Source organism: Pseudomonas linyingensis, assembly GCF_900109175.1.
GTDB classification, from domain to species: Bacteria; Pseudomonadota; Gammaproteobacteria; order Pseudomonadales; family Pseudomonadaceae; genus Geopseudomonas; species Geopseudomonas linyingensis.
Map to the genome: position 1 here is coordinate 136,290 of NZ_FNZE01000013.1, position 15,301 is coordinate 151,590.

10 protein-coding genes and 2 pseudogenes are annotated in these 15,301 nt (G+C 57.3%); 4 read left to right on the forward strand and 8 right to left on the reverse strand.

What is annotated here, in order from left to right; genetic code table 11:
- Window positions 1-15: 15 nt before the first annotated feature.
- Window positions 16-747 carry a HEPN family nuclease gene (locus BMZ19_RS22260; RefSeq protein ID WP_139214704.1) on the reverse strand — a complete coding sequence of 244 codons (732 nt, stop codon included), beginning with the start codon at window positions 745-747 and terminating at the stop codon, window positions 16-18.
- A gap of 239 nt (window positions 748-986) precedes the next feature.
- Between BMZ19_RS22260 and BMZ19_RS16125 the strand changes: the two are divergent.
- From BMZ19_RS16125 to BMZ19_RS16140, 4 genes and pseudogenes are all read left to right on the forward strand, one after another.
- Window positions 987-1,497: pseudogene (locus BMZ19_RS16125) on the forward strand (tyrosine-type recombinase/integrase).
- Window positions 1,498-1,608: 111 nt separating this feature from the next.
- Window positions 1,609-2,520: a hypothetical protein gene (locus BMZ19_RS16130; protein ID WP_244517265.1), complete on the forward strand. Its 912-nt coding sequence runs from the start codon at window positions 1,609-1,611 to the stop codon at window positions 2,518-2,520.
- Between the two features lie 16 nt (window positions 2,521-2,536).
- Entirely contained in the window at window positions 2,537-4,033 is a 1,497-nt protein-coding gene (locus tag BMZ19_RS16135; protein WP_090312601.1) for a DUF262 domain-containing protein, read from the forward strand.
- Window positions 4,023-6,053, forward strand: coding sequence for a DUF262 domain-containing protein (locus BMZ19_RS16140; protein ID WP_090312602.1), 2,031 nt, complete (start codon window positions 4,023-4,025; stop codon window positions 6,051-6,053). The genes BMZ19_RS16135 and BMZ19_RS16140 overlap by 11 nt, the downstream gene beginning before the upstream one ends.
- 339 nt (window positions 6,054-6,392) lie before the next feature.
- Here BMZ19_RS16140 and BMZ19_RS16145 read toward each other — a convergent pair whose 3' ends face one another.
- From BMZ19_RS16145 to BMZ19_RS16175, 7 genes and pseudogenes are all read right to left on the reverse strand, one after another.
- On the reverse strand, window positions 6,393-7,931 hold the full coding sequence (locus BMZ19_RS16145; RefSeq protein ID WP_090312603.1) for a tetratricopeptide repeat protein: 1,539 nt from the start codon (window positions 7,929-7,931) through the stop codon (window positions 6,393-6,395).
- 280 nt (window positions 7,932-8,211) lie between these two features.
- Window positions 8,212-8,784 (reverse strand): hypothetical protein, encoded by a 573-nt coding sequence (locus BMZ19_RS22265; protein WP_139214705.1) that lies wholly within the window; start codon window positions 8,782-8,784, stop codon window positions 8,212-8,214.
- A gap of 290 nt (window positions 8,785-9,074) precedes the next feature.
- Entirely contained in the window at window positions 9,075-9,347 is a 273-nt protein-coding gene (locus BMZ19_RS22875) for a YkgJ family cysteine cluster protein (protein WP_090312604.1), read from the reverse strand.
- Window positions 9,344-10,966: a hypothetical protein gene (locus BMZ19_RS16155; protein WP_090312605.1), complete on the reverse strand. Its 1,623-nt coding sequence runs from the start codon at window positions 10,964-10,966 to the stop codon at window positions 9,344-9,346. Before BMZ19_RS16155 ends, BMZ19_RS22875 begins: the two co-directional genes overlap by 4 nt.
- Before the next feature lie 65 nt (window positions 10,967-11,031).
- A complete protein-coding gene (locus BMZ19_RS16160; RefSeq protein WP_090312606.1) occupies window positions 11,032-12,132 on the reverse strand; it encodes a chemotaxis protein in 1,101 nt (366 codons plus the stop codon).
- Between the two features lie 26 nt (window positions 12,133-12,158).
- On the reverse strand, window positions 12,159-13,196 hold the full coding sequence (locus BMZ19_RS16165) for a helix-turn-helix transcriptional regulator (RefSeq protein ID WP_090312607.1): 1,038 nt from the start codon (window positions 13,194-13,196) through the stop codon (window positions 12,159-12,161).
- 778 nt (window positions 13,197-13,974) lie between these two features.
- Window positions 13,975-15,301 (reverse strand): annotated as a pseudogene (locus BMZ19_RS16175) (IS1182 family transposase); the annotation flags it as partial.

The following is a 15,301-nucleotide window of genomic DNA, read 5'->3' on the forward strand; positions in this document are numbered from 1 at the left end:
TCTGTCCCCATTGGACTACCCTACGAGACGTTGTATGGAGATTCCATTCCAGCCTTCTATGACAGGTTGGGCAAGGTGGTTAGCCAACTCGATTGCCAGCTCCGTTAGCGAAGCGAGCGAAAGCTCAGCAATGAAGACTGGAAGATATATTTTGTTATTGCGAAATATCTCGTATTTTCCAGTCTGTTGCTTTTTTTTGATCTCAAGACCAATATCACCATGCTTTCCCTGAAAACTGCTGATAATAGTTTCCATCTTTTTCAAATCCGATGACGAATACCTACTGTGAATCCTACCTCGATCAACCCAAGGCGAATCAGTAAAACGAAATCGAGAAATGACGCCTGAGTCGTCAGGCAAAGTTGTGTAGCCGGTTGCGGGATGATTTGGCGTCTTTTCAGTCGATGTGGGATGACTCAATGCATTTCTAAGGTGCTTGACGAAGTCGGCGTAGGTCACCTCGGTCGGAAATGTATTGTCAACTATGAAGGAGCTCGTGATACCCCGCCGACGAGGAACTTCATGTACATTCTCAGACCAGATTTTTTTCTGACTTGAGCTCATTGCATCCAATAGTTCTGCACAGTTAGCCAGAAGTGACTGAAGAACACAGATCGTCAGTGTTGAATCATAATTTTCCATGGGCTGAAGGTTGGTAGTAAGAGTGCGGTACTGATTCAATAGTTTCCCCGCGTTCAGTGCAAAGCCAGCCTGTATTTTGTTGCTTGGCTCTCTGAAATATTCCATTGATTTCCTGCCCCCATTTTTATTTTATCGAGCATTGAGCTGGTGATGGCCCAATGATTAGCCTTGGCTGCTCGATAAGCTTAGGCAACAGGTCAAGCGACGCAAGTCGTTACCTATCACTGTGCCCACCGCTAGCTCTTGGCCGGTTTCTGCCGGCAATGATCTGCAGCTTTGGGTCGTTAGTGCCTCATGCACTGATCTGATCCACCCTTGTCTTTCCCTACAGAGGAGGGCAAGCCATGAGAATCACTGCAACCGTTGGTCATCAACCGTGGAACAAGGGAAAGCTTGTTGGGCAGAAGGCCCCATTCCGCCTCAGAGATATCTGGGCCATTCGGGTACGGCTCCAACTCGCCGAGAAAACACGGGATCTTGCCCTCTTCGACTTGGCAATCGACAGCAAGCTGCGTGCCTGTGACCTAACCAAGCTGCGAGTACGGGACATAACCCATGGCGAGCATGTGTCATGAGGATTTCCTGTTTCCAAGCAGACTGCACAGCTCCGACCATCTATCCACTCGTCAATACGCACGCATTGTCAAAGCCTGGGTGATCTCCATTGGTCTGGACCCTGCGATGTACGGCACTCACACGCTCCGACGCACCAAGGTACCGCTGATCTACCGCCGGACAAAGAACCTGCGTGCAGTCCAGCTTCTACTTGGTCACACGAAGCTTGAAAGCACTGTCAGATATCTTGGGATCGAGGTCGATGATGCCTTGGAGATGGCGGAAAAGACTGAGGTGTAACCGTTCCCTGCGACGGCCGAAACTAGACCGTCGCTATCCGGCCAGAGGAAGCCATTGCAAACTGACGCCAAGCCCGTTTCACGTTAATGCTGTTCCAGGATTAGGCCCGGCATGGGCATGCACTTTAAGGGCTTGCCGCCACCGCGCTATACCGTCATCATCTACTCAATTTTCCATTTAATTGCCACTATCGAGCGCGACCTCTCCATACCCAATAGGAGGGTGTGCGAAAGCACGGCTAACATCGCAGCAAAACACGAGCCCCACCCACGAACCGTTCAAGGAACGAATGCAATGATCAGGAAATCGGTGTCGGAGCTCGCTTTCGTCAACAGCGGGTCGCCATTGCCCACTGTCGAGGTCAACTCGGACTCCATCGAGAGTGCGGGCTTCAGTATCCACCACACCGTGATGCAGGTACTGACTCGGTTGGCCGAACAGGATGCCTCACTTCGCGCCACCATCTATCTGTACGCTTCTGCCAGCATCAATTTCCGTGAGCCGGGCTTGTCTGAGTTCCTGCTGGTTGCGGGCCCCAGGAAGGTTCTGCTGGCCTTGGGCGCTGGCTTCGAGCGGTTGCCGGCGGTGAAGTCACGGTTCAGCGATTACGTGTCGTCTGCCTCCGCCTTGCGAGCGTTCCATGTCGAAGGTGGATTGGTATGGGAGCAGGAGGACGCCGATACGTGGTATTCCAATGGCCAGAGCCTGGCCGACCTGACCGAAGAGGCCGAAGAGGCCGAAGATAATCCGCAACCTCTCGAGGAAGACGAAGAGGACGAGGACTGGGAGGTCGAGGAACCGGAGGATGAGCAGGATGCAGACCAGATCGTGGTCGCTGCCGAACGCAGGGCGGCGCGCTATAGGGCCGCACGTTCGGATGCGAAGGTCAGCAGCATTCGGGCTGCCATCGAGGAAGTCTTTGGTCTGCCTGCAGGCTCGGTCGCGCTCTGCGGACCGGATCGGCGTGCGCTGCGCGGTGATGCCCGGATCAGGACGTTGCGCAAACGCTGGGAAGAGAGCTAAGCAGGGGAGTCGATAAATGACGCAGGAATCCCCTGTCCGGGTCAGCACCTTGGCATTCGCCGATCTGCTGAAGGCAGGTAGGCCATTGGCACTGGACAGTTACCAGCGCGGCTTTGTCTGGGGTCCGGACAAGCTGCTGCAACTGACCAGTGATCTCGCGGAATTCGCAGACCAGACAGACAACCGCCTGCCTTACTACATTGGCACGGTATTACTGCATCACGATGCTCGCCAGTCGAAAAGGTTCATCATCGATGGGCAGCAGCGCATCACGGCTTTGTCGCTGCTGTATCACCGCGCTACCGGCAAGCTGCCTGCGGGCCAGGCGCTCAGCTATTCGGGGCAGTCCGCACGGCATATCCGTGAGGGGGTGCAGGCGTTGCAGCAGCAAGAGGCGATTGCACGGGAGGTCATCGAAAAGCTGCGTCTGACGGTGATCGAAGTGGACAGCAGCGACCTTGCTTTCACCTTTTTCGATACCCAAAACAACCGCGGCGTGCCCCTGCGTGCCACCGACCTGCTCAAGGCCTATCACCTGCGGGCGATCGATCATGCGGACGGCGAGGGCGAGCTCAAGACCGCCCTGCAGAAGCGCTGCGCCGAGCGCTGGGAGGCACTGCAACGTCTGCCCGCGATACTGTCGCCGGGACAGGATTTCGCCCCCAACCTGTTCAATCGTTTTCTCTGGCGTGCGCGGCGCTGGCGAGGTGCGCAAACGCCAGCGGGCAGGCACGAAACGCTGCTGACCGAGTTCCAGAGCGACACCTGGCGCCACGGCGCAGACAACCACAGCAGCGTCGACAGTGTGCCACTCTACGCCACCCGCCCGAATCGGCTGGCGACTGCGCTGACCGTGGCGGGTGATGGCGAGTACGTACTGCAGGGCAACCAACTGCGTGTCAGCTACAACCCTGCGAACCTGCCCATGGCGCTGCGCCAGCCCATCCATGAAGGCGTGGGCTTCTTTCTCTATGCAGACAAGTACGCGGCATTGCTGCAGAGGTTGATGAACGCTCCTGCACCCTGCGCGCAAGTGAGTGCGTTCCGCGCGATCTATCGACAGCTACTGTGCAACAACCAAGAGTATCTGCGCGAGATCTTCATGCTCTGCAGCTTGGTGTATGTGGATCAGTTCGACGTCGAGCAGCTAACTGCATTTGCCCTGCGCTTGGAGTTTCTGCTGGGTGCGATTCGCCTGAAGCAACAACTGGTCAAGCAGGAAACCGCCGCCAACTTCTTCAGACTGGCCGAGCTGAACCTGCTGGATGTGATCGCGCAGAGCTATCACCCGAAACAGGTACTGGACTTTCTGAAGAAGCGCCAACAGGACGTGGCATCGTTGTATGCCGAGGAAACGATTGAAGTTGGGAATAGCGTGCAAGGTCGATACAAACGGGCTGTCCTGGCGTTTTACCGGGAGCAGGCGGATTCTGGATGCCGCAACCTTGCGGACAAATCGCAATGGCTTGAGGCGTTTCTGAAAGCTGCCCTGGGGGGGCGCCATGAGCATTGATTCCAGCCTCTGCACCCTGGAACAGCTGACCAACAGGGAAGACGCCGCGTGGTGTTTCAACGTGCCGATCTACCAGCGCCTTTACGTGTGGGGTGATGACCAGATCAAGACGCTGCTGACTGACATGGCAAATGCGTTCGATCGCCGAGACACGCAGTTTTTCTTGGGCGGCACCTTGTTGGTGGAAAAGACCACCGCTGAAGACTGCGACCAAGGCGTGCGTCGCTTCGACCTGATCGACGGACAGCAGCGTTTCACCACGCTGTGGATGCTCAGCACAGTGCCGGTATGGCGCGAGGTGATGGGAGACTTCAGCAGGGTGGTTCTGAAGGACGGGATGATTCCGCGTCTACACTTCTCGATCCGCGAGGAGGTCAATGACTTCCTCGCCAGCATGATGCCGGGTGGCAAAGCGACGAACAGTGAAGCCATCGACACCTGGAGCATGAGAGAGGCCCAGCAATTGATGGCCTCCTTCGCACAGACCTACAAGCGTGCGGACGGCGGGCCTGTAGATGATGAATATCTGAAGGTGCTGGCCGGCTTCGTGTATCGCAATGTCTCGCTGGTGCTCACCCTGGTGCCCGAGGGAATGGACCTAAACAAGCTGTTCGAGGTCATCAACAACCGCGGCATCCAGCTACAGCATCACGAGATCCTCAAGGCCAGGTTGCTGCACGACATTCCCGCGGAAAACCGTTCCCGTTACGCAGCCTTGTGGAATGCCTGTGCCGACATGAGTGGATTCGTCGAGCGCAATCTGTGTCTGGAAACCCAGTTGGAGGCGCATCGACTGGGGGATCTCTACAACAAGGGGCAACTGCTGCATTCCGGTGCAGTGCACAGCTTGCTTGGGCGCAAGGCCGATGCCGCGCAAATGGATGACGACGATCGCCTGACTTTGGAGGACATTGTTGGTGGCCCGATTGGCGATACCGGCACTGCGCGGGTAACCATCACAGAGGATGACGGCGAAGCCCCTTGGGCGCGCAGCATCATCGGTTTTCCGCTGTTCCTGCTTCATGTCCTGCGTATCTGGCTGAAGGAGCAAGGGTCGCAGGACCTGCCACGCGTGCTGGACCGGCAGTTGCTCGCCCTGTTCGAGGCCTACTTGCTGGTGCCAGCGGAGCCAGCGCAGCGTGCGGCTAGGGCGCAAGGCTTCATCGATCTGCTCTGGCGCATGCGTGTGCTGTGGGACGAGTACGTGATCAAGTGGGTCGACCAGGGTGATGAGGAAATCCATCAGGTCTGCCACACCTCGATTTCCGCCAGTGAAGACAAGCGCTACATCAATCGCAGCCGCGACAATACCCTGCATCAGGGCCTGTCCTTGCTGCAGAGCATGCTGTACCACTCGCAGGAGATCACCACCCATTACTGGCTGACCCCCTTCCTGTACTTCATCCACAAGCATGCTCATACCGTGCGCGGTGGCGGCAGTGAAGTCGAGCGTTACTACGGCTTCCTGTGCCATCTGGATAACCAGTTGCTTGGCGAAGTGACGGATGCTTCGCTGGTCGCACGTAGCCGACGCTTCATGGACGACCCTTGGCGTACCGCTTCAACGCTGCAGTTCGAAGCGGCGCTGGCGAAGGAAGATGGCGTTAGATTTGCGCATTACTGGTTCTACAAGCTGGACTTCGTGCTCTGGTATGAACAACAACGTGACCGTGAGTTCTGGGGCAATTTCCGTTTCACCGCGAAGAATTCGGTAGAGCATATTTCGCCGCAGAATCCACAGGCGACCGATACCAATACGGTCTCGAAGGATTGGCTGGACTGCTTTGGCAATCTCGCGCTGGTCTCGCGCAGTATTAACTCGGAGTATGGCAATCTACCATTTAACGAAAAGCGCCAGCGATTCCTCAACAAGCGGGAGTACGAGAAGCGGCCAGACTCCTTGAAGATGGACCTGATCTATTCAAACGAAAGGTGGGGAGAGGCCGCGGCCGATTCTCATCAGTCAGCCATGCTGGCGGCACTGCGGGGTCATTATCAAAGGGTTTTCAATATCGGCTAGGGTGAAACTGGCGCAAGCGTTATCCAGTAAGCATAACGACGGGGGATATGCCCGAGAGCGATGTCACCCGATGGCCGGTTGCTGCCCGTCATGACCGGCCGCTTTGGGTCGACTGCAGCCTCTCGCCACCGGCAGCAGTCGGCCAGAAGCAGCCACTCAAAGCCGTAGGCCTCAGGTTGCGTTAAGGTGCAGCTTTGTGTGTGGAGCTCCGCACCATCTACACAAAATTCTGTACAGACTCGGGCGTGGAAAGCATGTGGCTTGATGAGTATCCGGCCCGCAGAACTGGATTCGAATTGAGTAACTTCCAGCAGGCCGCCTAGGGCTGCCAGCGATTCTCTATCTCATACAGCAATGCTTGTATTTAGCGCCCTTGCCACAGGGACATGGGTCATTCCTGCCGACTTTCGGACCTGTGTAATCCGATGCCCCCTGTGCAGGCTCCGCGGCTCCAAATTGGAACCGGAAATGGGGGAATTCACGGGACATGGCAGCTGCCTGCTTGTTCAGGAGAACACGATTGATCCTGTTGCACCCCGATAGCGAGTGATGGTAATTAGGGTTGGCCTGGATTTCTTCCGCGCATTGGGAAATGCAATGGCGTGCTGATTCCAGTTCTAGAAGGTCCTCAGAGTGTGTCGCCACCAGATTGGCATACGCGTACAGGGCCCGAATCCGAAGGTGCGGGGTGTTGATGCACTGCTCATAAAAATGTTGTGCATCTGCGAAGCTGCGATTCGCTACTTTCTTATCCGCTATCAGCCCCGCCAACGCCATCATGGCATCAGGATGGCGTTGGTCTGCGGCTGCGGTTAGCCAGTGGAGGGCGGTTGAGTGATCCCCGACAAATGAGTCCCCCTGTCGATGCAGCGCGTACAGGTGATATTGAGCTTGCGGGAAACCAGACTCTGCGGCTTTCAGTGAGCACTCGAAGGCTTTCTTGAGGTCCTTCGGTCCGCCAAGCCCCAGCTCATGCATTCTGCCCAGTTGAGCCAATGCCCGCGGGTGCGACTGCTCAGCGGCTTCCTGATAGTGCTCTCTTGCGCGCTCATAATCGCTGTCAAGGTGCTCAGTGCCATTAAAGAAGAAGTCGCCCATCATGGCTTGGGCGTCCGCATGACCCGCCTGGCATGCCCACCAGACATAGCGTTCACCGCGTCCACGATCGTAGCGACGACTTATAGTCCCGTCAGGGTTGTCCTTGAGTCGAAACAGGTACGCGCCATATTCATATCGTGCACCGGGATGATCGCTCTCGGCGGCACATTTGAACCAGTGCATGGCCTGATCGATGGCCTCGCGTGAGGGCATACCGGCCCCCCCATAGCCGTCATCAACACGATGCAACCCATAATCGGACTTCTCTCGATCGGCTTTCTCTTTGAAGTAGACGCCTAGCGTATATCGAGACTGCGCATCCTCTTCGAATATGGCTCTGTAGCTGAGATCTCGCTGGATGTGCAGTGTAGGCTCGATGACCTCATATTCAGGTGCGGCTGAGCTGCCGGTTTTCAGCCAGTAGAGATACTCCAAAAGCTCACGAGCGAGGTACAGCCCCTCAGTCACGACCGAAGGGAAGTCGAGGGTGCCCGGCGGATATTCCTCCGGGTGGGCAGCTTTGTTCCCACTGTCGCGCAAGGTGTTCAGGGCTGACAGTACCTTCCTGGATGAGCCCTGCGCGTTGCGCACCATTACGATCTTGTTGGCGATATTGGAGTCAGCCTTTGCCGAAGGCTCTATCTCATCGCAGAACACCGCCGCGAAGCTGCGTAAGTGGGTGAGGGCATAGCCTGGAGTAACGAAGGCCAGGTCTTTAGCCTGCGCGTAAAGCCCGGCCAGTTCGGGGCTGACGCTCTGTGCAAACTCGATGTCGTTCATAGGTGGCCAGAAGGCGAGAGTGGAATAGATGTTTGGCGACAAGATACCGGGACTCAACCGGTCAGTCACAGGCTTTGAGAAGGGGCCCGGTGCTGGCGCTGGTTAGGGCTTCATGCGGAGGGAGCGGTTGCGTGCGTGGATAATTTCACAGACTTGACCACCCATTTGCACTCAACCTGACCAGTCATTCGCAGCGAATCTGACCGGCATGCTTCATGGCCCTGGCTGGCAGGGAACGGCCAGAAGCAGACGCTAATGTCCTATATCGCTTTCGCTGGGATCAGGCCTCCCTCTTCGAGAGAGCTTGCCGTACGAAGTCACCGAAGCTTCCCGAAACCCAAGTACGGATATCCACAGCCTTGGCTCCAGCTTTAAAGTCCTTGGGATTGGCAGTAATCACTAGTAGGCCTGTAGACCATTCGCCGTAATCAATATCCGTCTGGTGCTTGAGCAAACCACTACCCATCCGCTTTATACCGCTGGCGCCGCCAATTCGGTGCTCGTTCGTGTCGACATAGGCTCGTCCCTCGACACTGGTTAGGAAAGCCCCTCCCTGGACGCTGCCATCAGGCTGCAATTCTCCAAAACCAACGCCACTTGGGGCAGGGTCGTCAATATTTTTGAATTGAAACCAAACTGCTGGCTCAGCTTCTAGGGTTGCCAGTTGGGCTCGTGCGTACTTACCAACTCGTTGAGCGTCTTCATTCGGATGAGAGTCTGCCGGAATCTCAATCAAACCGAGATCGCTGACAGTGAATTGCAGATCTTCTCCGCGCTCGTTGACCAAGTCGACGCCTCGACATTCAAGAGTGTCCCACGCGCAATTGTCGATCAGTACCGTTTCACGAACCATTCTTGCTTATCCTCCCTATTGTTGCCTGAATTTCTATTGTGATCTGCGGCCTCGATATACACGATGAACAACGGTGTGTGGGTACGCTGGGGAACGTGTAGAAACAAGAAAGCCCGCACAGAGTGGGCTTTTCAGTGGGGAGGCCGGTCATATGGGAGCATGTGAAAACTTGTATTTGGTGGGCCGTGGGAGATTTGAACCCCCGTCTAATTCCGTTATTTCGCAGACTCTAAGCCCTAGGCTGTCATAACGCTGTCATTACTGGCGAAAACCAGCTTAGGCAGCTTAGCTCACTCCTGTGCCTGACCCTGCAGCAGCTTGCAAACCTTCACATTCACCTCTACAAACGCCTCCCAGCTGAACCGCTGCGCATAGTGCATCTGGTACTGCCGGTCGACCCGGCAGATATCCGGCCGGGTCTCGTAGATCAGGCAGTGCTTGTCGGCATCACTGTAATGCCGGCAAGCTCCATCCCCCCGATCCAGATGTTGCGTCTGTTCCGCTAGGTGCACATTGCGGCAACACTGCCCGCACTGGGTACAAGGGAACGCCGGTAGAGTCATACCAGCGAAGCCAGCCAGTTGCGTGTGCTGGCCGTGTTACCTACTTCGAACGGCAACTCGATCCCTCGGGCCTCCACAACCTGTTGCAGGACCGCACTGCGCTGGATCTCGTCATTGCACGCTTCAAGCTCTTGGGTAAAGGCCTGCAACTCATCCACGTCCAGATTGAACTCCAGCCGGCTCAACTCCAGCAGGTAACGATCCAGTTCTGCGTTGATTGCCTGGAACTCGCATAGCGTAGCGGCGTGTGGTGTCAGCGATTCAATGAAGGCCCAGATCTTGCGTGCCACTGTACTGTGCAGCAGGAAGTAGTTCAGACCCAGGGTCACCAGGCCCGTTACCAGCGCACCGGCAAATGCGGCCAGCTCGGTGCCGAAAGGGAAGCTGAGGAATGGCACCAGCTGGGTGTAGGCCATGGTTCCGACTACCGTGGCAACGCCCACCGACAGCAACGACGTCACGGCCTGGCATTGCTCAACGAAACTTAGTTGGTCAGGGTTGAACACCATCACCTTGATGGCCTTGACCAACTGGCCCCACATTTCGCGGATGATCTTGATCGCCATCGCCTGGGTAGTGGCGAAGATGTTGAACAGAGTAGTGGACAGGCTTCCGAGCACACCGGCAAACACGCCATCCTTGAACGCCACCAGGAAGTCGTTGAAACGCGCCTGGACACGCTTCCAGATACCCTTGAGCGACTGGCTGATGCTGTCGACAAAGGCTTCTAGGCTAAAACTGTGCTTGAGCTTGTCCAGCAGTGCAGGCAGTTGCTCGCGCAACTCGAACCACACTTCCGCCATCACCAGCCCAAGCATCTGCCGGGTACCCATGGCCAGGCCTGCCGAGCCGGCGGCATGGGCGGTCTGGTGGAGGAACTTGCTGCTGGTGTAATAGGCCTTGTTGATCTGCTGGTCATAAGGGGCCCGTGCCTCGGCATCGCGCTTGAGCATGGCATCGGGGTCTACTGCCTTGAGTTCCTTTATCTTGCTTTCGTTCTTGCGAATTTTGTCTTCTAGCGCACGCGCCTCGTGCTGTTGCTGAGGCGTTTCGCGAGCCATTTTCGCCAGGCGTGCACGGTCTCTGTCCAGCACCTTTTCATGATTTGAAATCAGGCCCGGAAGCTTTTGCAGGTAGTCGTTGATGGGCGTCTGCTTCTTCGACTTGTTGATCGTTTCATGGGTGGTCTGCAGGTTACTGGCCTGATTCGCCAGCTTTACGCCATCTAGCTCAGCCAGTACCCGACCTGCGTCGTCGTGGATTTCCTTGGCACTGATCACATGGTCTAGGTTGCGCTGTTCATGGGCAGCCATCACCTTGTTGCGGTACGGGTCCTTCAGCGTGCCTGCCGCTTGGCTGGCCTTGTCTTTCTGGCCAGTGGCGATGTAATTCGCATGTTGGTGGTAGGGCGTGGAATCGTACTCGCCACGCTGCTCGAAACGCTGCTTTTCTGCGTCGGTCGCCCATACGCCGTTGCGCACGTTGTGGATGGTGTTCACCTCGCCGCCCTGCTTGTCCTTGAACAGCAGAAAGTCCAGGCCAAAGCTGGTCGTGAGGCTGGTGATTACGGTTTTCTCGAGCTCTTCGGCCCAAGGGAAGTCTTGCGCGGCGGCGTGCATTGGGGCGTCCATGACGAATGAGAGAAGGGCGAAGCGAAAGCGGGGCCTTTCGGCCCCCGCTGGCATCAGGCAGGCTCTACTTCTGCCGCCTTGCTCCGGGTCAGGCTGATCTGTTCCTGCAGCTTGGCATCGTTGAGGATCATCGAGCCATCGGAGTCGGTGGCCATGACCGGCACGTCGTTCTCGTCTTTAACGACGTTGCCGTTCACTTCCTTGACCTTGAACAGCGGCGTGGTGATCAGGTCGACCAGAATGGCCGCCAGCATGAAGCCGTTTTCGACCGAGCGCATGATGGAGCCGCCCACTTTGTCCAGCTCCGCCTGCGCATCCAGTTTGCGGGCGCGGATATCTTCGAGGCGGTTGTCCATGAACTTGAGGTGTTCGAAGTACTTGTCGAATTGCGCGTACACCGACTTCAGCACGTCGTTGACATCGAATGCGTAATCTTCAGCCTTGCTGAGCTGCTTTTGGGCCTTCAGCAACTTGGACACGGCACTGTCCACTTCACGGTCGGCTTTGTGCGCGTTCTTCAGCGCTTCATCGCCATGGCTGTCGTAAGCCCAACCGGCGATCGCCAGTACCGGGCCTGCCACTGCAGCACCTAGGATTGCAGTGCCGCCCGCCATGCCCAGGCCACCGGTGGCAAGCGAACCTCCGCCGATGGCTGCCAGTGTTGCGTTGGTTGCAGCCACACCGGCCAGCGACGAGATCGCTGTGCCGGTGGACGCAGCGCCCAGCGCCATAACACCGCCATACACGGCAAACCCGGCAGCAGCACCGGCAGCACCTGCCCCCGCGGTGGCACCCAGTACGCCAACGGCGGTGTAGCTGTAGCTCTCGATGCTCTGCAGCTTGTGCTTGGGGATGTTGATCTTCAGCTTGTCCTGGCGGCCAGCGTTGAGCTTCAGTAGCAGCTTGTCAGCGAGGGTCTTGAACTCGTCGAATTGCTTGCCGATTTGCAGCTCTTCCTTACCCAGTGCCTCAAGGGCCGCATTGGTGGCCTTTTCCTGTACGTCGAACGCGTCCTTTTTATCGGCATAGCGTGCCTTGGCAGCGTTGACGATATCGTCTGCTTCGGAGTGCTTCTGGTAACCGTCGTAGCCTTTCTTGGCACCGTAGGCAGCACTGACCAGCGCGGCAGCGCCGAGGATGAGGGGAAGTGGCATGGCAATGTCCTTTTGATAGTTGAAGGTCAGGCGGGTTGCAGTTGCGGGGTTACGTGAGTGTTCTGGTACAGCGCCTGCATCGAATTCAGTCGCTCGCGCACTTCGTCTACCCACACCTGGGGTGCATGCAGGCGAATGTTTTCATTCAGGGCGAAGATCCACCACAGCGTTTCGCGGTCTAGCGGCACGGTGGCGTGCATGCGATGCCAGCCCTGCACGGAAACGCTGCTCAAAGTCTGCTGCTGGCTCAGCGGCGTTTCGTTGAGCAGGACAGCGATCTGCGGGCGCACATCGGCGACCAGCTCGACTTGGGCCTCGGCCTCTCGATAGCTGAAAGCACCGCTGGCAATGTAGGCATCCACGTCGAAGCTTTCATGTTCGCGGCCAGCCTCTCCGAGCACGCTCACTTCGGTCATCCGGTGCAGGGCGAATTGGCGCAGGTCGCTGTAGCCATCCACAGAGGCCAGCAGGTAGCTCACCGCATGGCGCGATACCAGACCAGCTGGGTGCAGGCGAAAACGCTTGAGTTCACCCTTGCTGCGGCTGTGGTAGACCACTTCCAGCTGCTTGCGCTCCAGCAGGCCGGCCGACACCTGGGCCCAAGTGTGCGCGCTGACTTGCGCCGGGAGCAGGGTCTTGCCGTTGGGTAGTGAGCGAACCCGCTTTGCCCAGTCGGCCAGGCCGTTGCCACCCAGACCATTGAGGAAGTTGCGGGCCCGGCGGAACTGTGGGCCCAGCTGGTCCAGAACGCTTTGCGGCAGGATCGGGCTAAGGTGGCTTTCCGAGAGGAACAACGCCAGTGCGGTGGGCGCGTCCATGTCTTCCAGCTTGAGTGGTGCCTCGCGGTTGAAGCTCCAGCGGAAGGGCGTTTCGCTGTCGTCACACTGCAGGGAGAATGGGATCGACAACCGGCTCAAGTCACGCTGGATCGAGCGCAGAGAAACCGAGAAGCCTCTGTCACGGAGCTTTTCGAGCAGGGTCGGGGTTGCAATGCGCTGAGGTTCGGTGGGGATCAGGCGTAGCAATGCAAACAGCCTAAGCAGCGTATCCTTCGCTTGGGACATTGTAATTTCCTGGTTCTATGCATCTATTGAGCGCCAGTAGGCTAGCGTCAAGTTAGCGTGAATCCTACTCAAGCAAATGGCTTTGTGCCACCAGTCCTTCATGGGATGGTAGCTGTCATTTCGCTTTGTTTCAGTCTGCGGCATGCCGCTGCGCATCGCGTTCGCGCTTCATTTCGCTATATTCGCGGTAGAACGCGTAGCCTTTGGTCAACACCACGAAGAGTCCGATGGTGGCGAGCAGGTTTTTCATCGTTGAGCCCTCTTGTAGATGCAGGTCATTGTCCGGGCGGGCGCGACAACCTGCGTCGCGCTGGCGAAGATTCAGCCGTGGAGCGTCAGGAATTGTTCCAGCCGTGTTTTGAGCACTTCCTTGGGGGTAGCAATGCGAAGCTGAGGCGAAGAGGTGTTGCAGGTGGCGCAGTGACTGAGCCAGTCGCGGTTCAGCACCAGTACGTAACTCGTGGGAGGAAGGACTTACTCTAGGAGCAGTACAGACAGGTCTTAGCGGTGCGCAGGCAAAATCAGAAAATAGACGCGGTTAAGAGATGTGAGTTTCTCCTAGCTTCGTAGGCACCTCTTGACGTCCGCTGTTGGCCCAGACCGTGTAAAAACGCAGCAAGCGATGGAAATCAACTGCCGGGGGATCTTCTCAGTGTCCAGGAGGCCGTCGGAGGCCCAATCAGGCGCAATCGGTGATTCTGGTTGTTATGGCACTTTCGGCTTCGGCGCGCGTGCTGGAGGGCGGCAAGAGTCGTAAAACAGGCCTCAGGCCTTCATTGCTGCCGCTGCCCATCAAGCGCAACACGCGTTTGAGATTGTAGGCGAGCACATGCAGGCTCATCTCGGTACTCACCCGGTCGAGCGTTCTGGTGAGGAAATGGGTGGCACCCATCCAGGATTTCAGCGTGCCGAACGGGTGCTCGACCGTCTGCCGGCGGATCCGCATCATCTCGGGCGCTTGATCCAAGCGACTCTGCATCGCCTCGAGCACTGCCTCATGCTCCCAGCGACTCACTCGGCGCTGTGGGCTCGGTGTGCATTGCTCTTTCAACGCACAACCTTGGCAGTGCGAACTCCAGTATCGGTGCAGCTTCAGCCCTTTCTCGACGCTTGAGTACCGCCAGATCAGACTTTGCCCAGCCGGGCATCGGTACTCGTTCGTTGCCGCGTCATAGATGAAATCACCCTTGCCGAAGCGGCCAGCCGCTGTCGCGCCCGAGGTCAGCGTCTTGGGCACGTAAACAGTGATTCCAGCCTCATGGCACGCCAGGATTTCTTCGCCTTTGAAATACCCTCTGTCTGCGACCGCCGAGAGCTCCTCGACACCCATGGCCTCTCGCGCTTGCTTGGCCATCGAACTCAGTTGGTCTCGATCGAACCTCGTGCGTCACGATCAGGTGGTGGTTCGCGTCGACCGCCGCCTGCACGTTGTAGCCGACCATGCCGGTGCCACGCGTCTTCATTGAGCGGGCATCGGGATCGGTCAGGGAAATCTGCTTATCCGGTGTTTCGTTGAGCCGAACCTCGATTTCCTTGAGTTCCTGCAGCTTAGTTTTCAAGGTCGCGATCTTGTCGTGGAGGCGTTCGGCTTTGACCTGCGCCACGGCAGGTTCCTGACGATCTGCGGTATCCAGTGCCGTCAGGTAGCGGTTGATGCTGGACTCGATCTCCTCCATTCGCCGCTGCAGCTTGGCGCTGGTGAAGTTGCGGTCGCGATTGTTAACCGCCTTGAACTTGCTGCCATCGATGGCCACGAGCGCTTCCGAGAACAGGCCAAGCTGCTGGCACAGCACCACGAACTGCCGACAGACGCCGCGGATTGCCTTGCCGTTATCCTTGCGGAAGTTGGCGATGGTCTTGAAGTCCGGCATCAAACGTCCGGTCAGCCACATCAACTCAACGTTGCGCTGAGCCTCACGTTCGAGACGGCGGCTGGACTGGATGCGATTGAGATAGCCGTAGATGTAGATCTTCAGGAGGTCGGCAGGATGGTAGGCCGGTCTGCCAGTTTCCGCCGGGACGACACCGTCGAAACCCAGCGTGCCAAGATAGAGCTCATCGACGAAAACATCGACCACCCGCACCGGGTTGGTGTCCGCCACGTA

What these genes read in the sequence shown, in the direction of transcription:
- BMZ19_RS22260 (WP_139214704.1), bottom strand. Translation starts at nt 747, where the DNA reads ATGGAATATTTCAGAGAGCCAAGCAACAAAATACAGGCTGGCTTTGCA.
- BMZ19_RS16130 (WP_244517265.1), top strand. Translation starts at nt 1,609, where the DNA reads ATGGGCATGCACTTTAAGGGCTTGCCGCCACCGCGCTATACCGTCATC.
- BMZ19_RS16135 (WP_090312601.1), top strand. Translation starts at nt 2,537, where the DNA reads ATGACGCAGGAATCCCCTGTCCGGGTCAGCACCTTGGCATTCGCCGAT.
- BMZ19_RS16140 (WP_090312602.1), top strand. Translation starts at nt 4,023, where the DNA reads ATGAGCATTGATTCCAGCCTCTGCACCCTGGAACAGCTGACCAACAGG.
- BMZ19_RS16145 (WP_090312603.1), bottom strand. Translation starts at nt 7,931, where the DNA reads ATGAACGACATCGAGTTTGCACAGAGCGTCAGCCCCGAACTGGCCGGG.
- BMZ19_RS22265 (WP_139214705.1), bottom strand. Translation starts at nt 8,784, where the DNA reads ATGGTTCGTGAAACGGTACTGATCGACAATTGCGCGTGGGACACTCTT.
- BMZ19_RS22875 (WP_090312604.1), bottom strand. Translation starts at nt 9,347, where the DNA reads ATGACTCTACCGGCGTTCCCTTGTACCCAGTGCGGGCAGTGTTGCCGC.
- BMZ19_RS16155 (WP_090312605.1), bottom strand. Translation starts at nt 10,966, where the DNA reads ATGCACGCCGCCGCGCAAGACTTCCCTTGGGCCGAAGAGCTCGAGAAA.
- BMZ19_RS16160 (WP_090312606.1), bottom strand. Translation starts at nt 12,132, where the DNA reads ATGCCACTTCCCCTCATCCTCGGCGCTGCCGCGCTGGTCAGTGCTGCC.
- BMZ19_RS16165 (WP_090312607.1), bottom strand. Translation starts at nt 13,196, where the DNA reads ATGTCCCAAGCGAAGGATACGCTGCTTAGGCTGTTTGCATTGCTACGC.